This is a genomic window from Achromobacter sp. MFA1 R4 (genome assembly GCF_900156745.1).
Classification (GTDB): domain Bacteria; phylum Pseudomonadota; class Gammaproteobacteria; order Burkholderiales; family Burkholderiaceae_B; genus Achromobacter.
Map to the genome: position 1 here is coordinate 2,727,123 of NZ_LT707065.1, position 15,661 is coordinate 2,742,783.

Annotated in this window: 10 protein-coding genes; 4 read left to right on the forward strand and 6 right to left on the reverse strand. The window is 67.5% G+C overall.

Annotated elements, in window-relative coordinates; genetic code table 11:
• Nucleotides 1-165: 165 nt before the first annotated feature.
• The 3 genes from BXA00_RS12470 to BXA00_RS12480 all read right to left on the reverse strand — a co-directional run bounded on the left by BXA00_RS12470 (nucleotide 166) and on the right by BXA00_RS12480 (nucleotide 8,730).
• Entirely contained in the window at nucleotides 166-6,975 is a 6,810-nt protein-coding gene (locus tag BXA00_RS12470; RefSeq protein ID WP_076518780.1) for an autotransporter outer membrane beta-barrel domain-containing protein, read from the reverse strand.
• Nucleotides 6,976-7,553: 578 nt separating this feature from the next.
• Nucleotides 7,554-8,315: a polymorphic toxin type 44 domain-containing protein gene (locus BXA00_RS12475; protein ID WP_076518781.1), complete on the reverse strand. Its 762-nt coding sequence runs from the start codon at nucleotides 8,313-8,315 to the stop codon at nucleotides 7,554-7,556.
• Between the two features lie 187 nt (nucleotides 8,316-8,502).
• The gene (locus BXA00_RS12480) at nucleotides 8,503-8,730 is read right to left on the reverse strand and encodes a hypothetical protein (RefSeq protein ID WP_076518782.1); all 228 of its coding nucleotides are present in this window, start codon (nucleotides 8,728-8,730) and stop codon (nucleotides 8,503-8,505) included.
• 223 nt (nucleotides 8,731-8,953) lie between these two features.
• Here BXA00_RS12480 and BXA00_RS12485 point away from each other — a divergent pair, with 223 nt between their 5' ends.
• From BXA00_RS12485 to BXA00_RS12495, 3 genes are all read left to right on the forward strand, one after another.
• Nucleotides 8,954-9,883: a hypothetical protein gene (locus BXA00_RS12485; protein ID WP_076518783.1), complete on the forward strand. Its 930-nt coding sequence runs from the start codon at nucleotides 8,954-8,956 to the stop codon at nucleotides 9,881-9,883.
• Between the two features lie 82 nt (nucleotides 9,884-9,965).
• Nucleotides 9,966-10,850, forward strand: coding sequence for a carboxylating nicotinate-nucleotide diphosphorylase (nadC, locus tag BXA00_RS12490; protein ID WP_076518784.1), 885 nt, complete (start codon nucleotides 9,966-9,968; stop codon nucleotides 10,848-10,850).
• Nucleotides 10,851-10,930: 80 nt separating this feature from the next.
• Nucleotides 10,931-11,917: a tripartite tricarboxylate transporter substrate binding protein gene (locus BXA00_RS12495; protein WP_076518785.1), complete on the forward strand. Its 987-nt coding sequence runs from the start codon at nucleotides 10,931-10,933 to the stop codon at nucleotides 11,915-11,917.
• Nucleotides 11,918-11,976: 59 nt separating this feature from the next.
• On the opposite strand, the gene BXA00_RS12500 is transcribed toward BXA00_RS12495, so the two are convergent.
• Complete coding sequence (locus BXA00_RS12500; protein WP_076518786.1) at nucleotides 11,977-12,654, reverse strand: tellurite resistance TerB family protein; 678 nt, start codon at nucleotides 12,652-12,654, stop codon at nucleotides 11,977-11,979.
• A 183-nt stretch (nucleotides 12,655-12,837) separates the two neighbouring features.
• Between BXA00_RS12500 and BXA00_RS12505 the strand changes: the two genes are divergently transcribed.
• The gene (locus tag BXA00_RS12505) at nucleotides 12,838-13,236 is read left to right on the forward strand and encodes an OsmC family protein (protein ID WP_076518787.1); all 399 of its coding nucleotides are present in this window, start codon (nucleotides 12,838-12,840) and stop codon (nucleotides 13,234-13,236) included.
• Nucleotides 13,237-13,333: 97 nt separating this feature from the next.
• Here the strand turns inward: BXA00_RS12505 and fabI are convergent, their stop codons facing one another.
• Together fabI and BXA00_RS12515 are read right to left on the reverse strand one after the other, a co-directional pair.
• Nucleotides 13,334-14,119, reverse strand: a complete 786-nt coding sequence (fabI, locus tag BXA00_RS12510) for an enoyl-ACP reductase FabI (RefSeq protein WP_076518788.1) — start codon at nucleotides 14,117-14,119, stop codon at nucleotides 13,334-13,336.
• A 117-nt stretch (nucleotides 14,120-14,236) separates the two neighbouring features.
• Nucleotides 14,237-15,655 (reverse strand): transglycosylase SLT domain-containing protein, encoded by a 1,419-nt coding sequence (locus BXA00_RS12515; protein ID WP_076518789.1) that lies wholly within the window; start codon nucleotides 15,653-15,655, stop codon nucleotides 14,237-14,239.
• Nucleotides 15,656-15,661: the final 6 nt, after the last annotated feature.

The window sequence follows — 15,661 nt, forward strand, 5'->3', positions numbered from 1 at the left end:
CCTGTGACAGCCAGAGTCTGCGCAGCGCGGGAACGGCGAACAATCAGCGAAGTCTGAAATTCGCGCGGGAAGATTAAGAGTCTGCGTGGGGCGCGGCGATGCACGAATTGCCAGCGGCGCCCCAACTCAGACAGACGATGCCTTGTTCAGGGTCTTAGTCCATCCTCAAAACGGCATCATGACCTTCACCGAAGCCCGATGACTTTGTGTCCGGGACGCGAACTCGCCGTCGTACTGCAAGCGGAAATCGATGCCGCCTGCATTCGATACTTGCAGGCCAGCGCCCAGACGGCCGATGACGTTGTCCATGGGCAGCGAGGTCTCGAACGAACCGCTCCCGGCGGGCGCGCCCTGCAGCGCGGCCTTTACGGTGTATTCGTCCTTGGACAGCAGGGTGACGCCGCCGTACACATACGGCCGCATGATGGCGCCGTTCTCCAGCGGAACCTTGCCGCCGAATTCCAGCGTGGGCGACAGGCCCATGACGAACTGGTCGCTGCTTTCCACATCCAGGTGCAGGGCGTTGTCCGATTCGGAATACCCGGGTGAACGGGAATAAAGCGCATCGACGTCGACGAAGGGCTTCAGGTAGTACTGCGACGACGCGAAGGTGCGCGCCACGCGCAGCCGCAGTCCGGCGCCGTATACGTCCACGTCCGCGTTGGCCCGGCTTTCCAGGCCCGGAATGCGGATGCTGCGATCGATGTCGTATTGGCCGTAGCCGCCTCCGAGCGCCGCGGAGAAGGTCCAGGGGCCGGCTTCGCGCTTGACGACCACGCCCAGGTAGCCGCTGTCGCCGTTGCCGCTGACACGGCCGTCATCGCCCCGCATGCGGGTGTTTTCATACGCTGCCGAACCGCCCACGAACCAGCCCGGGCTGACCTGTCGCTGGCCGCCGAACTGGTAGGTGACCCCGTCGAACGAGAAGCCCGACACGCCGTTGCCGCTGTCCTGGTTGGTGTTGATGCCAGAGATCTGGCCCCACAGGCAGTCCTGTTCGCCGGTCAGCGCATCGACGCCCTGGAATGCCGGGCACGACATCATGCCGCCGGCAAAGCGCGCCATGCCCACCTGCATCTGGGCCGCGGGGGCGACGGCGACGCCGGGCGACAAATCCGACAACTGGCCGGAATAGGCTGACGCGCTCTGGCGCGATGCCATGTCCAGTGCTGCGAACAAGGTTGCCATGGCGCTGTTGCCGCCCAGGTCCCATGCGCGTTGCATATGGTTGGCCACCGAGCGCGGGTTGGACGACAGGTTCATCGACGGCGAGGCGAAGTTTGCGTTGGCTGCGCGGATGCGGACGTTCCGGTCGGCAAGCGTGGCCTCGTAGTCGATCACGGGGCTGTCGAAAGCGCGCGGCGTGCCCTGGATGTCGCCCGCCAGCGTGGCGACCGTGACTTCATGGTTGGGCAGCAGGGTGATGGGGCGTGCGTTGATCTGGCCATCCAGGCGTGTGTCGCCTTGCACGATCATGCGGGGCGCTTGCAGCTTATCGAAGTCCACGTCGGCCAGCAGAAAGCCGCTGGACTGCAGATCGAAGTGGCCGCTGACGGTGAGCGTGTCGAACGCGCCCGGCGTGCCGATGACCACTGCGCCGGCGTTGTTGATGTTGGCCTGATACTGCGTGGCATGGCTCAGTGTGCCGCTGGCGGCGTTATCGACGTCGCACGCAACGCCGCCGGCGCCGTTGTCGCATTCGATGTTGCCGAATACCGTGCCGGCGTTGCGGACGGTCAGGCGGCCGCCCGTGGCGATGCTGGCAACGCGCGCGTTGTCGCCGTATTGGTTCAGGGTGGCGCCATCGTAGCGGATGGCCGCATTGCCGGTGGCCCCGCCGGCCGTCGAGATGACGCCGAATTCATTGATGGTCAGGCTGTTCTGGTTGTCGCCGACGATCCATACGCCATAGGCATTGGATCCCGAACCCCCCGTCACCGTGCCATTGACAGTGACCGATACCTGGCCCGCGCCTTGCGGCCCGGCGCTCTGCGCGAATATGCCGGTCGAGCCGCTGCCGGTAGCGGCTATCGTGCCATTCTGCGTCACCGTGACCGTGCTGCCGACGCCCGTGCCGTCGCTGGCGCTGGTGCTGCCGGCAAAGCCGCCGCTGGCATCGCCCCCCAGCCCGCCGCCACCGCCGATGGATTGCGCCACCACGCCGAAGGCATTGGCCCCGCTGGTGGAGATCGTGCCGTTGGTGGTGACGTTGACCACGCCGCCGCTGCCATTGCTGCTGGTCTCGTTGCCGCCCGAGGCGGACCAACCGGAAGTCCCCAGCTGAATGCCTCGTGAGGTATCCCCAGCAATGCCGCCGCCGCCGCCGATGGACTGCGCCACGATCGCGTGGGACCCCGCGCCGGTCGTGCCGATGTGGCTTTCGCTGTCGTTGATGTTGACGGTGACCGCTTCTCCGTCACCGGCCGCGCCGCCGCGCCCGCCCAGCAGGACGCTGGTCAGGTTGTCGGCGTCGCCAGCGCCGCCCACGCCACCGCCGCCGCCGATCGACTGCGCCAGCACGCCATAGGCGCGGTCGCCAGCGGTATTGGCGCTGATGCCCAGGGTCGCGTTGACGGTTCCGCCATGGCCGGACGCCCCCGCGGTGCCCCCGACCGACAGGGACACGGCATGGCTGCCGTCTTCCAGGTCTTCCGAATCGCTGTTGCCTGCGCCGCCGGTGCCGCCGCCGCCGCCAATCGATTGCATGGCCAGTGCGGGCGCTTCGTCGCCCGTCGTCGATACGTTCAGCCAGCCATCCAGTTGCGAGGGCTGGATATTGCCGCCATTGCCGCTGGCCCCGCCTGAGCCGCCGAACGCACCGCCTATCGTGATGTCGCCCTTGGCCTGATCGGAGCCATCGCCCCCCTGGCCGCCGCCGCCACCGATGGATTGCAGCAACATGCCGTAGGCCTGGTAGCCTGCCGTCGCGATGCTGTTGCCATGCGAGTTGGGCAGGTAGTAGTTCACCGTTCCCCCGTCGCCTGCCGCGCCGCCGCGGCCTCCGACGCCCAGCGTGATGTTGGCCTGGACATCGCTGCCCGAGGCGCTCGATGAGCCGCCGGTGCCGCCGCCGCCGCCGATCGACTGGGCCACGATGCCGTCGGCCCAGTCGCCGCTGGTCTGGATCTTGCCGCCGAAACTCAGGTCGACTTCGCCGCCATTGCCGCCCGTTCCGCCCGATGCGCCCACGCCAACCGTGAATGCATAGCTGTGGCCTTCGTCACTGCCGGACGATTCGCCGTCGTCGGACTCGCCCAGGCGTTCCAGAATGGGATTGGACGAGGCGTCCGCGCCCACCGACCCGCCCAATCCGCCGCCGCCGCCAACGGACTGCAGCAACATGCCGTCGGCATCGCCGCCTTCTGTGCGAATCGCGCCGTTCATGACCGCCGTCACTTTGCTGCCCACCGCACCCGACCCGCCCGTGGCGCCCAGGTTGATCTGCACTTTTGCATCTGCGTCGGCCGGGTCGTCCCCGGCATCCTCGCCGCCCGATCGGCCGGCCGACAGGCCGATGGTGCCACCCTGCGATACCCCGCCGCCGCCGCCGATGGACTGTGCGACGACGCCGCGCGATCCGGATCCCAGGGTGCGGATCACAAAGTTCGGGTTGACCGTCACATCCACTGCGCCGCCCTGGCCGCCGCCACCGCCCGAGCCGCCCAGCGACATGGTCAGGTCCACATTGGTCATGCCGCCATTCGAGAAGGCGTTGCTGCTGCCTACGCCGCCATTGCCGCCGCCGCCCCCGATGGATTGCGCCACCACGCCATTGGCGTAGTGACCATACGTGATGAGGGTCGATTGCAGCGACGGGTTGGAAGGAGGCGGCAGCGTAAGCGAGGAGGGCATGGTCGCCGCGGCGCTGTTGGCGTCTCCCAGGCTGACGCTGACCGCGCCGCCGGATCCGCCGCCCGCGCCGGTCCCGCCCAGGGCCATGCCGACCGTGGCCGAGATGGAGTCGCCGTCGCCCAGCGTGGCCGCCAGCGAGGACGAATCGCCGCCATTGCCGCCGCCGCCGCCAATGGACTGCGCCACCACGGCATGCGAGCCGTCGCCGAGGGTGGCCACCGACGACTTCTCGTTCAGCACGACCTGCGTCACGCAGCCGCTGTTGTCGGACCTGCATGCGTTGCTGCCGGTGCCGCCGCTGCCGCCGACGGTGGCCTCGAGATTCAGGGCTACCGACGATCCTTCTCCCGTGGGCACGGCCAGCACCAGATCCTTGGCGCTCACACTGCCGCCGTTGCCGCCGCCACCGCCGATGGTCTGCGCCAGCACGCCGAACGAATCATTCGGGGCATAGGTGGCGGCGTCGATGCTGGCGCTGTCGTAGGCCATGCCGGTGCCGATGTAGGAATTGCTCAACGTGATGGTCGTCGAATTGCCGCCGCCTCCGCCGCCGCCGCTGCCGCCCATCACCAGCGCGGCATTGACCCCCAGGGTGGCATCGGCATAGCTGGAGTCCCCGCCGTTGCCGCCGCCGCCGCCAATGGACTGCGCCAGTACGCCGATGGCATGCGCGCCGGCCGTGCTGACTTGCAGGTCGTGGTAGTTGACGTCGACCGTGCCGGCGTCGCTTCCTTTGCTGCCGCTGCCGCCCAGTTGCAGGGCGGCGACAGAGGCGAAGCTGACATTCTTGACGCTGCCGCCATTGCCGCCGCCGCCCCCGATGCTTTGCGCCACCAGACCGGACGCGTAGTCGCCCTGGCTCATGATGCTGGCGGCATTGGATGAGCTCCAGCCGTCGCAAGCGCCGTTGTTGGTCAGGCACACCGAACCGCCGTCTCCGCCACCGCTGCCGATGCCGCCGATCGCCACGGAAACGCCCACGGACGCGGTGAACGTGTCTCCGCCATTGCCGCCGCCGCCGCCAATCGACTGTGCCAGCACGCCCAGGCCGAAATTGCCCGAAGTTCGGATCGTGCCCAGATCGCGCACGTTGACGCTGCCGCCGGTGCCGCCGCCCGCGCCGCTGCCGCCGACGCCAAGCACGCCGATGCTGTCGCCGCCACTGCCGCCGCCACCGCCGATGGACTGCGCCACGATGCCGATGGCCGCATTGCTTGCCGTGGTGATGACGCCGGTATTGGTGACGACGACGCTGCCGCCCGCGGATCCGGTGGCGCCCGCCGAGTCGCCCCCTACGCTGAGCAGACCCGTCGCGCTACCCGACGCCCCGCCGCCGCCGCCGATGGATTGCGCCACCATGCCGTGCGAGTTGTAGCCCGACGTGGTGATCGAGCCGTCATTGGTCATGGTCACCGTGCCGGCCGTGCCGCCGCCGGCCCCGTCGCCGCCCAGCGCCACCAGGCTCGACGTGTCCGCGCCGCCCGCGCCGCCGCTGCCGGCAATGGATTGCCCCAGCACGCCGTAAGCGTGATCGCCTGTCGTTGTGATGGCGCCCGCGGTGGTGGCCGTGACGGAGGCCGCGTCGCCACCGTTGCCGCCGTTCCCGCCCTGGCCCCCCAGCACGGACACGAAGTCGCTGCCCGTGCCACCGCCGCCGCCGATGGACTGGGCGATGATGCCCGAGGAATACATGCCTGACGTCGAGATGACGCTGCTGCCTTGCGTGGTCAAGCTAACCGTGCCGGCGTCACCGCCGAATCCGCCGCCGCCGCCTTGTCCGGCCAGGGCCGATCCATTGCCGCCGTCTCCGCCCTGGCCGCCCAGGCTTTGCGCGGCAATCGCGGGCAGGCTGTCGCCGCGGGTGGTCACGCTGGCGCCGGAGTACAGGTTTACCGTCACGGCGCCGCCTTTGCCGCCGTTGCCGCCCGAGTGGTCTTTGGTGGGGCCCTTGCCGCCCTTGCCGCCCACGGCCCGCGCGGCAATGCCCGCGCCTTCGACCGCCACGCTGGCGTTGGAGCCGGCTACGTCCACCAGCACGCTGCCGTAGGCGTCCACGGTAACCTTCTGGGTCCACGTGTCGCCATCGCCGCCGCCGTTGCCGCCATTGTCACTGTTGTCGGGGTCATTGGGGTTCGCGCTGACGCCGGCGCCGCCAACGCTTTCCGCGTTGATGCCGAAGATCTTGCTGCCCTGGTCCACCTGCCAATAACTGCTGGTCGTGCCGTGATGGGTCACCTGCACGGTTCCGCCGGTGCCGGCGTTGCCGTTGTAGTCGCCTCCGGTCGCGCCGATGGAACGTGCGGAAAGCGCCGCGCCGTTGCCGTAGGTCTTGAGACGCGAGTCGCTGCTGCCCAGATTGACGGTGCCACTGTCGGTGATGGTGACGGTGCTGGCATTGCCGCCGTCTCCACCGACCTGGTCGCCGTAGTTCAAGGTGGGGTCGTTCTGATCGCCGCCCATGCCGCCCACGGCCACGGCGTTGATGCCGTACAGGCCCCGCGCATCCGCGATGGGTACCGTGCCGTACACGGTGAGCACGCCGGAGTTCGTCACCGACACCGCCTCTCCCAAACCGCCGTGACCGCCGTTTGAATCGTTGTTGTCGTTGTACTGGTCGCCCAAGCCCCCCTGGGACATTGCGGTGATCAGGCTGTTGAAAGAACCCTTGCCTGTGCCGCTGAGCGTGATGTTGGCGCTATTCCAGACGATGATCTGGCCACTGTTGCCCGCCGTGCCTTCGTCGATGCCCTGGCCGCCGACCGATACCCCCGTCACGACACCTTGTTTGAACTCTTCATCGAAGATGGGGTACTGCCACACTTGCGTGGCGGAATCGACGCCGAAGTTGCCCGCCGCGGTAATCGAGACGGTCGGTCCGCTGTCGCCGTCCTTTTCGCCGCTCTTATCCTCGCCCGCGTCGCCTTCGCACACCGAATAGGCGTAGCCGTAATTGCCAGCGGGAATGTTCTGGGTCGGATTGCCCAGGCATTGATAGCCGGCCTGAGCGCCACCGGGCAGACCCAGCGCACAAGCCCCCAGCGCAGACAGGATTGCAAGCCTCAAACTACCCTGTTGGGAAAGCATGCCGGGCGTGGCGCGTCGTCGCGCGGGAGTCTGGGTCATGTTGCTTGTCTCGCTCTTTTTGTGTCGTCGCGCTGTCCAAGGAAGAACAATCCGCGGACAGGGCCATCGAAAGAAAACGATTTTCTTGTTTCAACTAGCAACACCCAAGCGGTTTTCGACGAAATGGCGGATTTGATCGACGAGATTGCCCGTTTCGGACTAGTACTGCTTGCTTATGCCACTGGTCGTGGAAGCGGGGGGCGGAGAAACGGGCAAAGAAGCCGTGCCGGATTTCCGTGCGTTCGATCCGGGCTGCGGGGCCGATGTACACGTCTATGCGGCTGAATGGTTCGGTGATGTGAAGCACCTCTCTGCTGGCTACGGGAAAGGAGAGCGTGACCCACATGTCAGGGGGCGGGTTCATGGCGGTAGGAATGAATGCCGACTGACCCGGCGATAACTCGCGCTTCGTAACGCTGAACTCAGTGTCCAAAAAAAAACCGATGGTCTCGTCGGCTTTCGGGGAATAGTGCAACGCCACGATCGGTCTGCAGAGCCACATGAACAGGAACCAAACCAGGAAACAAACCCAGAGACCGCGACATATCAGTTTCAGACAGCGCATCTCGGTAGATTCCCTACTTTGCGGCGCAGCGATGCGCCCGTTTCGCCTGGCGTCCATGCGTGCCCCAAGGCAGCGGTGCTGAATCAATCAGTTGAAGCAGCTTTTCAACAGTCAACGCGTGAGGGGGAGCATTGCGGAGGAGCTCAGCGCCAAGTCTGATTGAGCGATGATCCTGAATATCGTCAGCGCTGGCGGGCCATGGTCCCAGTTCCGGGTTGTCATGCTGTGGTTGAGCGTTCCAGCGATTGTGCAGATACTGCGCCAAGCCAGCGCCATTAATCATTTCTAGTGCGCTGAACCCCAGGGCAACCCCGACGTAACCGTAATGGATGTTGGACCAAATATCGTAGAAGTATTCATAGTCACGGTACTTGTGCCAACCGCGCTCCAACTCGGTCGGGAATTTTTCCTTCAAAACGCGCTTATGATCCCACGGGCGCCCCGGCGCGACGCGCTCGGTCCACAGGGCATACGCCGCCGCCTTCTGTCCCGCCGCTATTCCGTAGTAATCGGGCGGCCCACCGATGCGGCCATACCAAGGCTGTCTGCGCCATTGCTCGAGCCACTCGTCCGGATCGGCCGAATTTGCCGCCGCGATCTTTCGGCCTTCGATGGTGAAGGGGTTGGTCTTCATTTCCCGGACCATGTACTGCGCAATGGGCACGACGCTATCGGCGTGCTCGCAAACAATGCTTCGTGGACCGTCCGTGCGGCGCGGCGCCGCGCCCGCATCCAGAACAAGTTTGCCCGCTTCGATGATTTCCTTTCGCTGCATGCCTGGCTCCTGTGACCGCCAGAGTCTGCGGAGCGCACGGAAGGCGAACAATCAGCGAAGTCTGAAATTTGCGGGGGAAGCGTGAGAGGCTGCGTGGGGCGCGACCCAGCGGGTGGTGGAGGCGAAGGATGGCCCGCCGTCCTGACGGTGCGGGACACGCGTCAGGAGGCGGTGGTCGTGGGCGGCGTCAGCCCTTGCGGTTTTCGTAGGACGTATCCAGCACATCGTCCTCGGGGGCGATGATGCCGGGTTCGCCCGGTTCCGCGATGGCGCGGCCGCGCCGCGGCATGCCGGCGACGACTTTGCTCTGGTCCGGCATCGGCAGTACCTCGGTGCCCTTGCGCGGATCGGCGCTGGGCTTGTCCGTGTCGGCAGGCTTGGGCGCAAGATTGGGGTCAGGGGCGGTTTTCAACATGGCGATCCCTCCGTGTGTGGGCGTCCCGGGATGGCGACGCGCCTTGAGTCCAATTCCATCTTAGGACCAGCGCGCGGTCTCATGGCCGATTGGGTTGTCACGATTGCAAGGGGCTGTTGCAGCACTCCGTCCTTATAATTCCTGGCGCCGCGCGGCGGCTTTTCGCGGCGGCCTTCTCATTGCGGCTTCCCGCCGCCTTTCCTCTCCAGATCCTGCGCCTACCTTGACCGAACCCGTCGAACGCTCCGTCCATGCTGAACTCGTTGCCGTGCTGGTCGCCGTGACCCACGGCGAACCGCGCGTGTTGACGACAGACGATGCGCGCGCCTTGCCGGCGGGGCCGTTCGAACAGTCCCACCGGTCGCTGCAGGCGGGCCTGCGCGCGTGGGTGGAGACGCAGACCCATCATCCGCTGGGCTATGTCGAGCAGCTCTACACCTTTGCCGATGGCGACCGCTCGGACGAGTCCGGCGTCCGGGTCATGTCGGTCAGCTATCTGGGCCTGACGCGTGAAGCGGGCGAGACCGGTGTCGCGCAAGTCGGATGGCAGGACTGGTATCGCTACTTTCCATGGGAAGACCGGCGCACCGGCACGCCTGCGCTTGTCGAGGACGTGATCGTGCCCCGGCTGTCCGCCTGGTGCGAAGACAGCGCCGATGACGCCGTGCGTGCGCGGCGCCGGCAGCGCGCGGCCATCACCTTCGGGCTGGACGGCGCTGCGTGGAACGAGGACATGGTGCTGCAGCGCTACGAACTGCTGTTCGAGGCGGGGCTGGTGCCCGAAGCCGTGCGGCGCAGCGGCGGCGAGGCCGCGCTGCCCGGGCAGCCGATGCGGCACGACCATCGGCGCATCCTGGCCACCGGCATCGCCCGCCTGCGGGCCAAGATCAAGTACCGGCCGGTGGTGTTCGAATTGATGCCCGAGGAATTCACGCTGCTGCAGTTGCAGATGGCGGTGGAAGCCTTGGCGGGCCGCGGCCTGCACAAGCAGAATTTCCGCCGCTTCATCGAGCAGCAGGATCTGGTGGAGGAGACCGGCGCCATGGCGACCGGCACCGCCGGGCGTCCCGCCAAGCTGTTCCGGTTCCGGCGCGATGTGCTGCTGGAACGCGCCATCGCGGGCAGCAAACTGCCGTTGTCGCGCGCGCTTTGACGCTTGACAAGGCTTATGCTCGTCTTTAGCATAAGTGTTGCGCAATGTTTGCGCGCCTTTTTTTAACTTCAAAATACTCAAAATGAGCATTAAAGCCGCCACGCCCGCCGCGAACGACCGCCTGCCTGTTCCGCCACTGCCGGACGTCATGCTGGAGCCGCTGGTGCGCGCGGCCCTGCTGGAAGACCTGGGCCGCGCCGGCGACCTGACGACGGACGCCATCGTGCCGGCCGACGCCACTGCCGAGACGCGACTGGTCGCGCGTCAGGAAGGGGTGCTCGCCGGCCTGGATCTGGCCCGCCTGGCGTTTCGCGTGATGGACCCGCGCATCGAATTCACGGTGTCGCGCCGAGACGGCAGCGACCTGGCGCCGGGCATGGAGATCGCGCGCATCCACGGCAACGCCCGCGCCATGCTCAGCGCCGAGCGCGTCGCGCTCAACTTCCTGTGTCACCTGAGCGGCGTGGCGACCGCGACGGCTTCCATCGCGCGCGCCATCGCTGGTCATGGCGCGCGGGTCACGTGCACGCGCAAGACCATGCCGGGCCTGCGCGCCGTGCAGAAGTACGCGGTGCGGGTGGGCGGCGGCAGCAATCACCGCCACGGGCTGGATGACGCCGTGCTCATCAAGGACAACCACATCGCACTGGCCGGGGGCGTGGCGACGGCCGTCGAGCGCGCGCGCGCCGGCGTCGGGCACATGGTCAAGATCGAGCTGGAGGTGGACACGCTGGAGCAGCTTGAAGTGGCGCTGGCGCTGGGCGTGGACGTGGTGCTGCTGGACAACATGAGCCTGGACGACCTGCGCCGCGCCGTCGCCATGGCGCGCGGCCGGGCCATCACCGAAGCGTCGGGCCGCATTACGCCGGAAACCGCGGCCGCGGTGGCCGCCACCGGCGTGGACCAGATCGCCGTGGGCTGGCTGACGCACAGCGCCAAGGTGCTCGACATCGGCCTGGACGCCTGAGTCCGTCCGCCGGCCATGCCGGCTTCGCTCAATCTGCGGCAAGGGCCAGCGCCCGCGCCGCGACTTCATCGGTTGGCATCATGAAACGTCTGCTGCTCACGTCCCTTACTCTGCTTGCGCTGTCGTTGACCGCCTGCGGCAATCCTCCGTCGGGCGAAGCGCCGGCTGATGCCGCGTTTCCGTCGCACCCGATCACCATCGTGGTCACGTTCCCGCCTGGGGGCGGCACCGACCTGCTGGCCCGCCGCATCGGCGCCAGCCTGCAGGAATCGCTGGGCCAGCCGGTGATCGTGGAGAACCGCCCGGGCGCCAGCGGCAACATCGGCGCGCGCATCGTCGCCGAGTCGCCGCCCGACGGCTACACGCTGCTGATGGTGAACAGTTCGTTTGCGATCAATCCGGGCGTCTACCGCAATCTGGGCTTTTCGCCCAAGCAGGATTTTTCCGCGGTCATCAATGTGGCCTTCGTGCCGTCGGTGTTCGTCGTGCCGGCGGCGTCGCCGCTGCGCAATCTCGATGACGCGCTGGCGGCGGCCGCGCCTGGCGCGCCGCTGCCCTTCGCCTCTTGCGGCAACGGCACGCCGCAGCATCTGGCGGGCGAGATGCTGGCCCGTGCGACAGGCGCGGTGCTTCAGCATGTGCCGTACAAGGGCTGCGGGCCCGCGCTGACCGATGTGGCGGCCGGGCAGGTGGGCCTGGGCGTGGTGACGGCATCGAGCGCCGCGCCGCTCATCGCGGCGGGCAAGCTGCGTGCGCTGGCGGTGACTTCGCCCGCGCGGTCGCCGCTGCTGCCGACCGTGCCGACGGTGGCCGAGCAGGGCGTCTCCGGCTATGCGCTGGACCAGTGGCACGGTCTCCTGACGCCGGCGGCGACGCCGCCCGCGGTGGTCGACAAGCTCAACGCGGCGGTGGCAAGAATCGTGCGGCGGCCGGACATGCAAGCGTCCCTGCGCGAGCAGGGCTTCACGCCCGCCAGCAGCACGCCGCACGAATTCCAGCAGATGATCGCGGCGGACATCGACCGCTACACCGCGCTGACGGAGGCGATCGGCCTGCGGGCGGACTGAGGCGGCATTGCCGCGGCGGGGGGATCAGGCCGCGGCGCGGCGGCTCGGTCCGGCCGGCTTCAGGCAGCCGCCTTGGCGTGCGACTCCAGTTTCTCTTTCAGGCCCGGTTCCAGCTTGAGCTGGCGCGCCAGTTCATCGAGGTAGGCGCGTTCCATGTAGCTTTCCTCGTCCACGACGAGCAGGCTAGCCAGGTACATTTCGGCCGCCATCTCGGGCGTCTTGGCCGACTGCGCAATCACGCCGGGATCCAGCGGACGCGACAGCTCCGCCTCGAGCCACTGGCGGTCTTGGGCGTCGGACGACAGCTTGGCCAGTTCGGTTTCCAGGAGGGCTTTTTCCTCGGGGCCGATGTGGCCGTCGGCCTTGGCCGCGCCGATCATGGCGGTGAGGACCGCATTGCTGTGCTGTTCGGCTTCGGGCGCCGGCAGGCGGTCCAGCGTCTGGGGCGGGGCGGAGGGGGCGCCGGCCTGGCTGCGTTGCCAGTCGCCATAGGCGCGATACGCCAGCGCGCCCAGCGCGGCCATGCCGCCGTACATCGCGACCTTGCCGCCGATCTTGCGGGCCTTCTTGCTGCCCAGCAGCAGGCCGAGCGCGCCGGCGCCCAGGGCGCCGCCGCCCAGGCCGGTCAGGAAGGACGACCCCTTGCCGCCGGTGGCGTTCTGCACGCGGTTCGTGGTGTCGGAAAGCAGGCCTTGTCCGGACTGCAACAGTTGATCGAGTAATTGCCGGGCGCTCATGCGGCCTCCTGTAAACGTTCAGTCAGCCTTATCCGACCGGGCCGGCGGCGTTAAGTTCAGCTTTTCGTCAGCGGACAGATCCGGCCCCGCAAAGCCGCGTGCAAGTGCTACAACCGTCTTCTGGTGCCGGTCGTCCGGTCTTGCGGCCGACCATGGCAACCCCCATCACAGGAGAACAGCCCCATGAGCATCCGCGTGCGCCAGAATGCGCCCCAGACCCTGCAATTCACCGCGACGGCCGAAGGCCACGACCTGCCGCTGGACATGCCGCAGCCCCAGGGCGAGGGTCCCGATCCGCACGATTACTTCGACACCGCGCTGGGCGGCTGCAAGGCGATGACGGTGATGGTCTACGCGCAGCGCAAGGGCCTGCCGCTGGAGTCGATCGGGGTGGAGGTGGTGCGAGACGCCAGCGAGGAGCGCCGCGGCGTGTACAGGCTGACCGCGAAGCTGACGCTGCACGGTGAGCTGTCCGACGCCCAGATCGACGAGTTGCTGGCCGTGGCGGAGAAGTGTCCGATCCACAAGCTGATGACGGCGGTGGACGTGCAGGTGTCCACGCTGATCGTGCGGCAGGATTGAGAGGCCGGGTGGACGGCCCGGCTGAAACGCGGCGGGCGATCCCCGCGGTTCGGGGGCAGATCGCCCGCGGCGGGGCGGCGCGCCGCCCCTTGCGTGCTTACTCTTCCATGCCCGGGACGATGGTCGAGAACCCGCCGTCCACGTGGGTGATTTCGCCCGTGACGCCGGCGGCCAGGTCCGACAGCATGAAGGCGGCGACGTTGCCGACGTCTTCGATGGTGATATTGCGGCGCAGCGGGGCCTGGCTTTCCACGAACTTGAGGATGGCCGAGAAGTCCTTGATGCCGCTGGCGGCCAGGGTCTTGATCGGGCCGGCGGAGATGCCGTTGGCGCGGATGCCGCGCGGGCCCAGCGCCGAGGCCAGGTAACGCACGCTGGCTTCGAGGGATGCCTTGGCCAGGCCCATCGTGTTGTAGTTGGGGACCACGCGCTCGGCGCCCAGGTACGTCAGCGTCAGCACGGAGCCGTTGCGGCCTTCCATGAGGGGCAGGGCGGCCTTGGCCATGGCGGCGAAGCTGTAGGCGGAGATGTCGTGGGCGATGCGAAAGCCCTCGCGCGACAGGCCGTCCAGGAAATTGCCGGCGATGGCTTCGCGCGGGGCGAAGCCGATGGAATGGACCAGGCCGTCCAGGCCGTCCCAATGCTTGCCGAGTTCGGCGAAGGCGCCTTCGATCTGGCTGTCTTCGGCCACGTCGCAGGGCAGCACGATGTTGCTGCCGAAGTCGGCGGCGAATTCGCTCACGCGGTCCTTGAAGCGGTCACCCACGTAGGTGAACGCCAGTTCGGCGCCCTGCTGGTGACAGGCGCGCGCGATGCCGTAGGCGATGGAACGGTTGGAAAGCACCCCGGTGACCAGGATGCGCTTGCCGGCAAGAAAGCCCATAGATGTGTCCTTTGATTTTTTCCCTTCTGGAGACCGCCTATTTTAGGGAATTTGGCGGTCCAGCGGGCGTACCGGCGCGGCGCCGGTCTGGGGCGCCGCGCCATCCCGGGCGGGGTGTCAGCCGCGGGCGTTCGTGCCCGGCACGCGAAGCTGCGTGCCGATCTTCAGGGCGCTGCCCTTGATGTTGTTGAGCGCGCGCAGCGCGTCGACGGTGGTGCCGTACTGCTTGGCCAGCGAGAACAGGGTGTCGCCCTGGCGGACCTTGTGGCTGCGCACGTTGGGACGGGCGCTGGCGACGCGGGCGGCGGGCGCCTGCGACACGCGGCTGCGCGGCGCGGCGGCCTTGTTGTCCTGCGGGGCCGAATCCAGCGCGCCCACCGGGGCGGCCAGGGAGGCGATCTGCACGCCGCCCGTGCCGGGGTCGCCCGGCACCAGCAGCGCCTGGCCATTGGCCGATTTCTGGCGCCGGCTGATGTCGTTGGTCTCGCGCAGCGTGGCCTCGGACACGCCGAAACGCTTGGCGATGGACGCGTAGGACTCGCCGCGGCGCGTGTGGTAGACCTTCCAGGCGGTCAGGTCGCCCTTGTAGTTGGTGAGATTCGCGTTGAAGATCTCGACGCGGTCGGCCGGCAGCAGCAGGGTGGGGCCGTGGTCGCCGCGGATGACCGGGCGGTTGAAGGACGGGTTCAGGGCCTTGAATTCGTCCAGCGGCATTTCGGCGAGCTTGGCGGCGATTTCCAGGTCGATGTCGCTGTTCTTCTGCACCGTCACGAAGTAGGGCGTATTGCCCACGGGCGGCAGCGCCACCGCGTACTTTTGCGGGTCGGCGATGATGTTCTTGATGGCCTGCAGCTTGGGCACGTAGTTGCGGGTCTCGTCCGGCATGTTCAGCGACAGGTAGTCGGTGTTCAGGCCGGCGGCCTCGTTCTTGGCCATGGCGCGCTGCACCGAGCCTTCGCCCCAGTTGTAGGAGGCCAGGGCCAGGTACCAGTCGCCCTGCATTTCAAACAGCTTTTCCAGGTAGTCCAGCGCCGCGTTGGTCGAGGCGATGGGGTCGCGGCGCTCGTCGCGCCACCAGTCCTGCTTCAGGTTGAAATGCTGGCCGGTGGCCGGCACGAACTGCCACAGCCCCGACGCCTGCGCGCGCGACAGCGCGGTCGGGTTGTACGCGCTTTCCACGAAGGGCAGCAGCGCCAGTTCGGTGGGCAGACCGCGGCGATTGATCTCGTCGACGATGAAATACAGGTATTTTCCGGCGCGTTCGGCCATGCGCTGCACCGACTCGGGGTGGGACGCGTAGTAATCGGTCCACTGCTGCGAGAGGTCGGTGTTCAGGTTGGGGATGGCGAAACCACGGCGGATGCGGTCCCAGGCGTCGACCGGCGGGTTGGTCAGGTCGACCGTCCGGGACGTGTCCCGGGCGATATAACGGCCTTGGGAATTGGTGGTGAGGTTCTTGCTATCGGGGGCTTTGGTTCCTGCGCAACCGGCGAGGACTGCCAGCATGAGCGGCAGAAGGAGTCGGGATAGATTCATCAGGTT

Excerpts from the sequence above, each read along its gene's own strand:
- nadC (WP_076518784.1), top strand. The coding sequence starts at position 9,966 with ATGAGCATTAAAGCCGCCACGCCCGCCGCGAACGACCGCCTGCCTGTT.
- BXA00_RS12475 (WP_076518781.1), bottom strand. The coding sequence starts at position 8,315 with ATGCAGCGAAAGGAAATCATCGAAGCGGGCAAACTTGTTCTGGATGCG.
- BXA00_RS12515 (WP_076518789.1), bottom strand. The coding sequence starts at position 15,655 with ATGAATCTATCCCGACTCCTTCTGCCGCTCATGCTGGCAGTCCTCGCC.
- BXA00_RS12480 (WP_076518782.1), bottom strand. The coding sequence starts at position 8,730 with ATGTTGAAAACCGCCCCTGACCCCAATCTTGCGCCCAAGCCTGCCGAC.
- BXA00_RS12495 (WP_076518785.1), top strand. The coding sequence starts at position 10,931 with ATGAAACGTCTGCTGCTCACGTCCCTTACTCTGCTTGCGCTGTCGTTG.
- BXA00_RS12500 (WP_076518786.1), bottom strand. The coding sequence starts at position 12,654 with ATGAGCGCCCGGCAATTACTCGATCAACTGTTGCAGTCCGGACAAGGC.
- BXA00_RS12505 (WP_076518787.1), top strand. The coding sequence starts at position 12,838 with ATGAGCATCCGCGTGCGCCAGAATGCGCCCCAGACCCTGCAATTCACC.
- fabI (WP_076518788.1), bottom strand. The coding sequence starts at position 14,119 with ATGGGCTTTCTTGCCGGCAAGCGCATCCTGGTCACCGGGGTGCTTTCC.
- BXA00_RS12470 (WP_076518780.1), bottom strand. The coding sequence starts at position 6,975 with ATGACCCAGACTCCCGCGCGACGACGCGCCACGCCCGGCATGCTTTCC.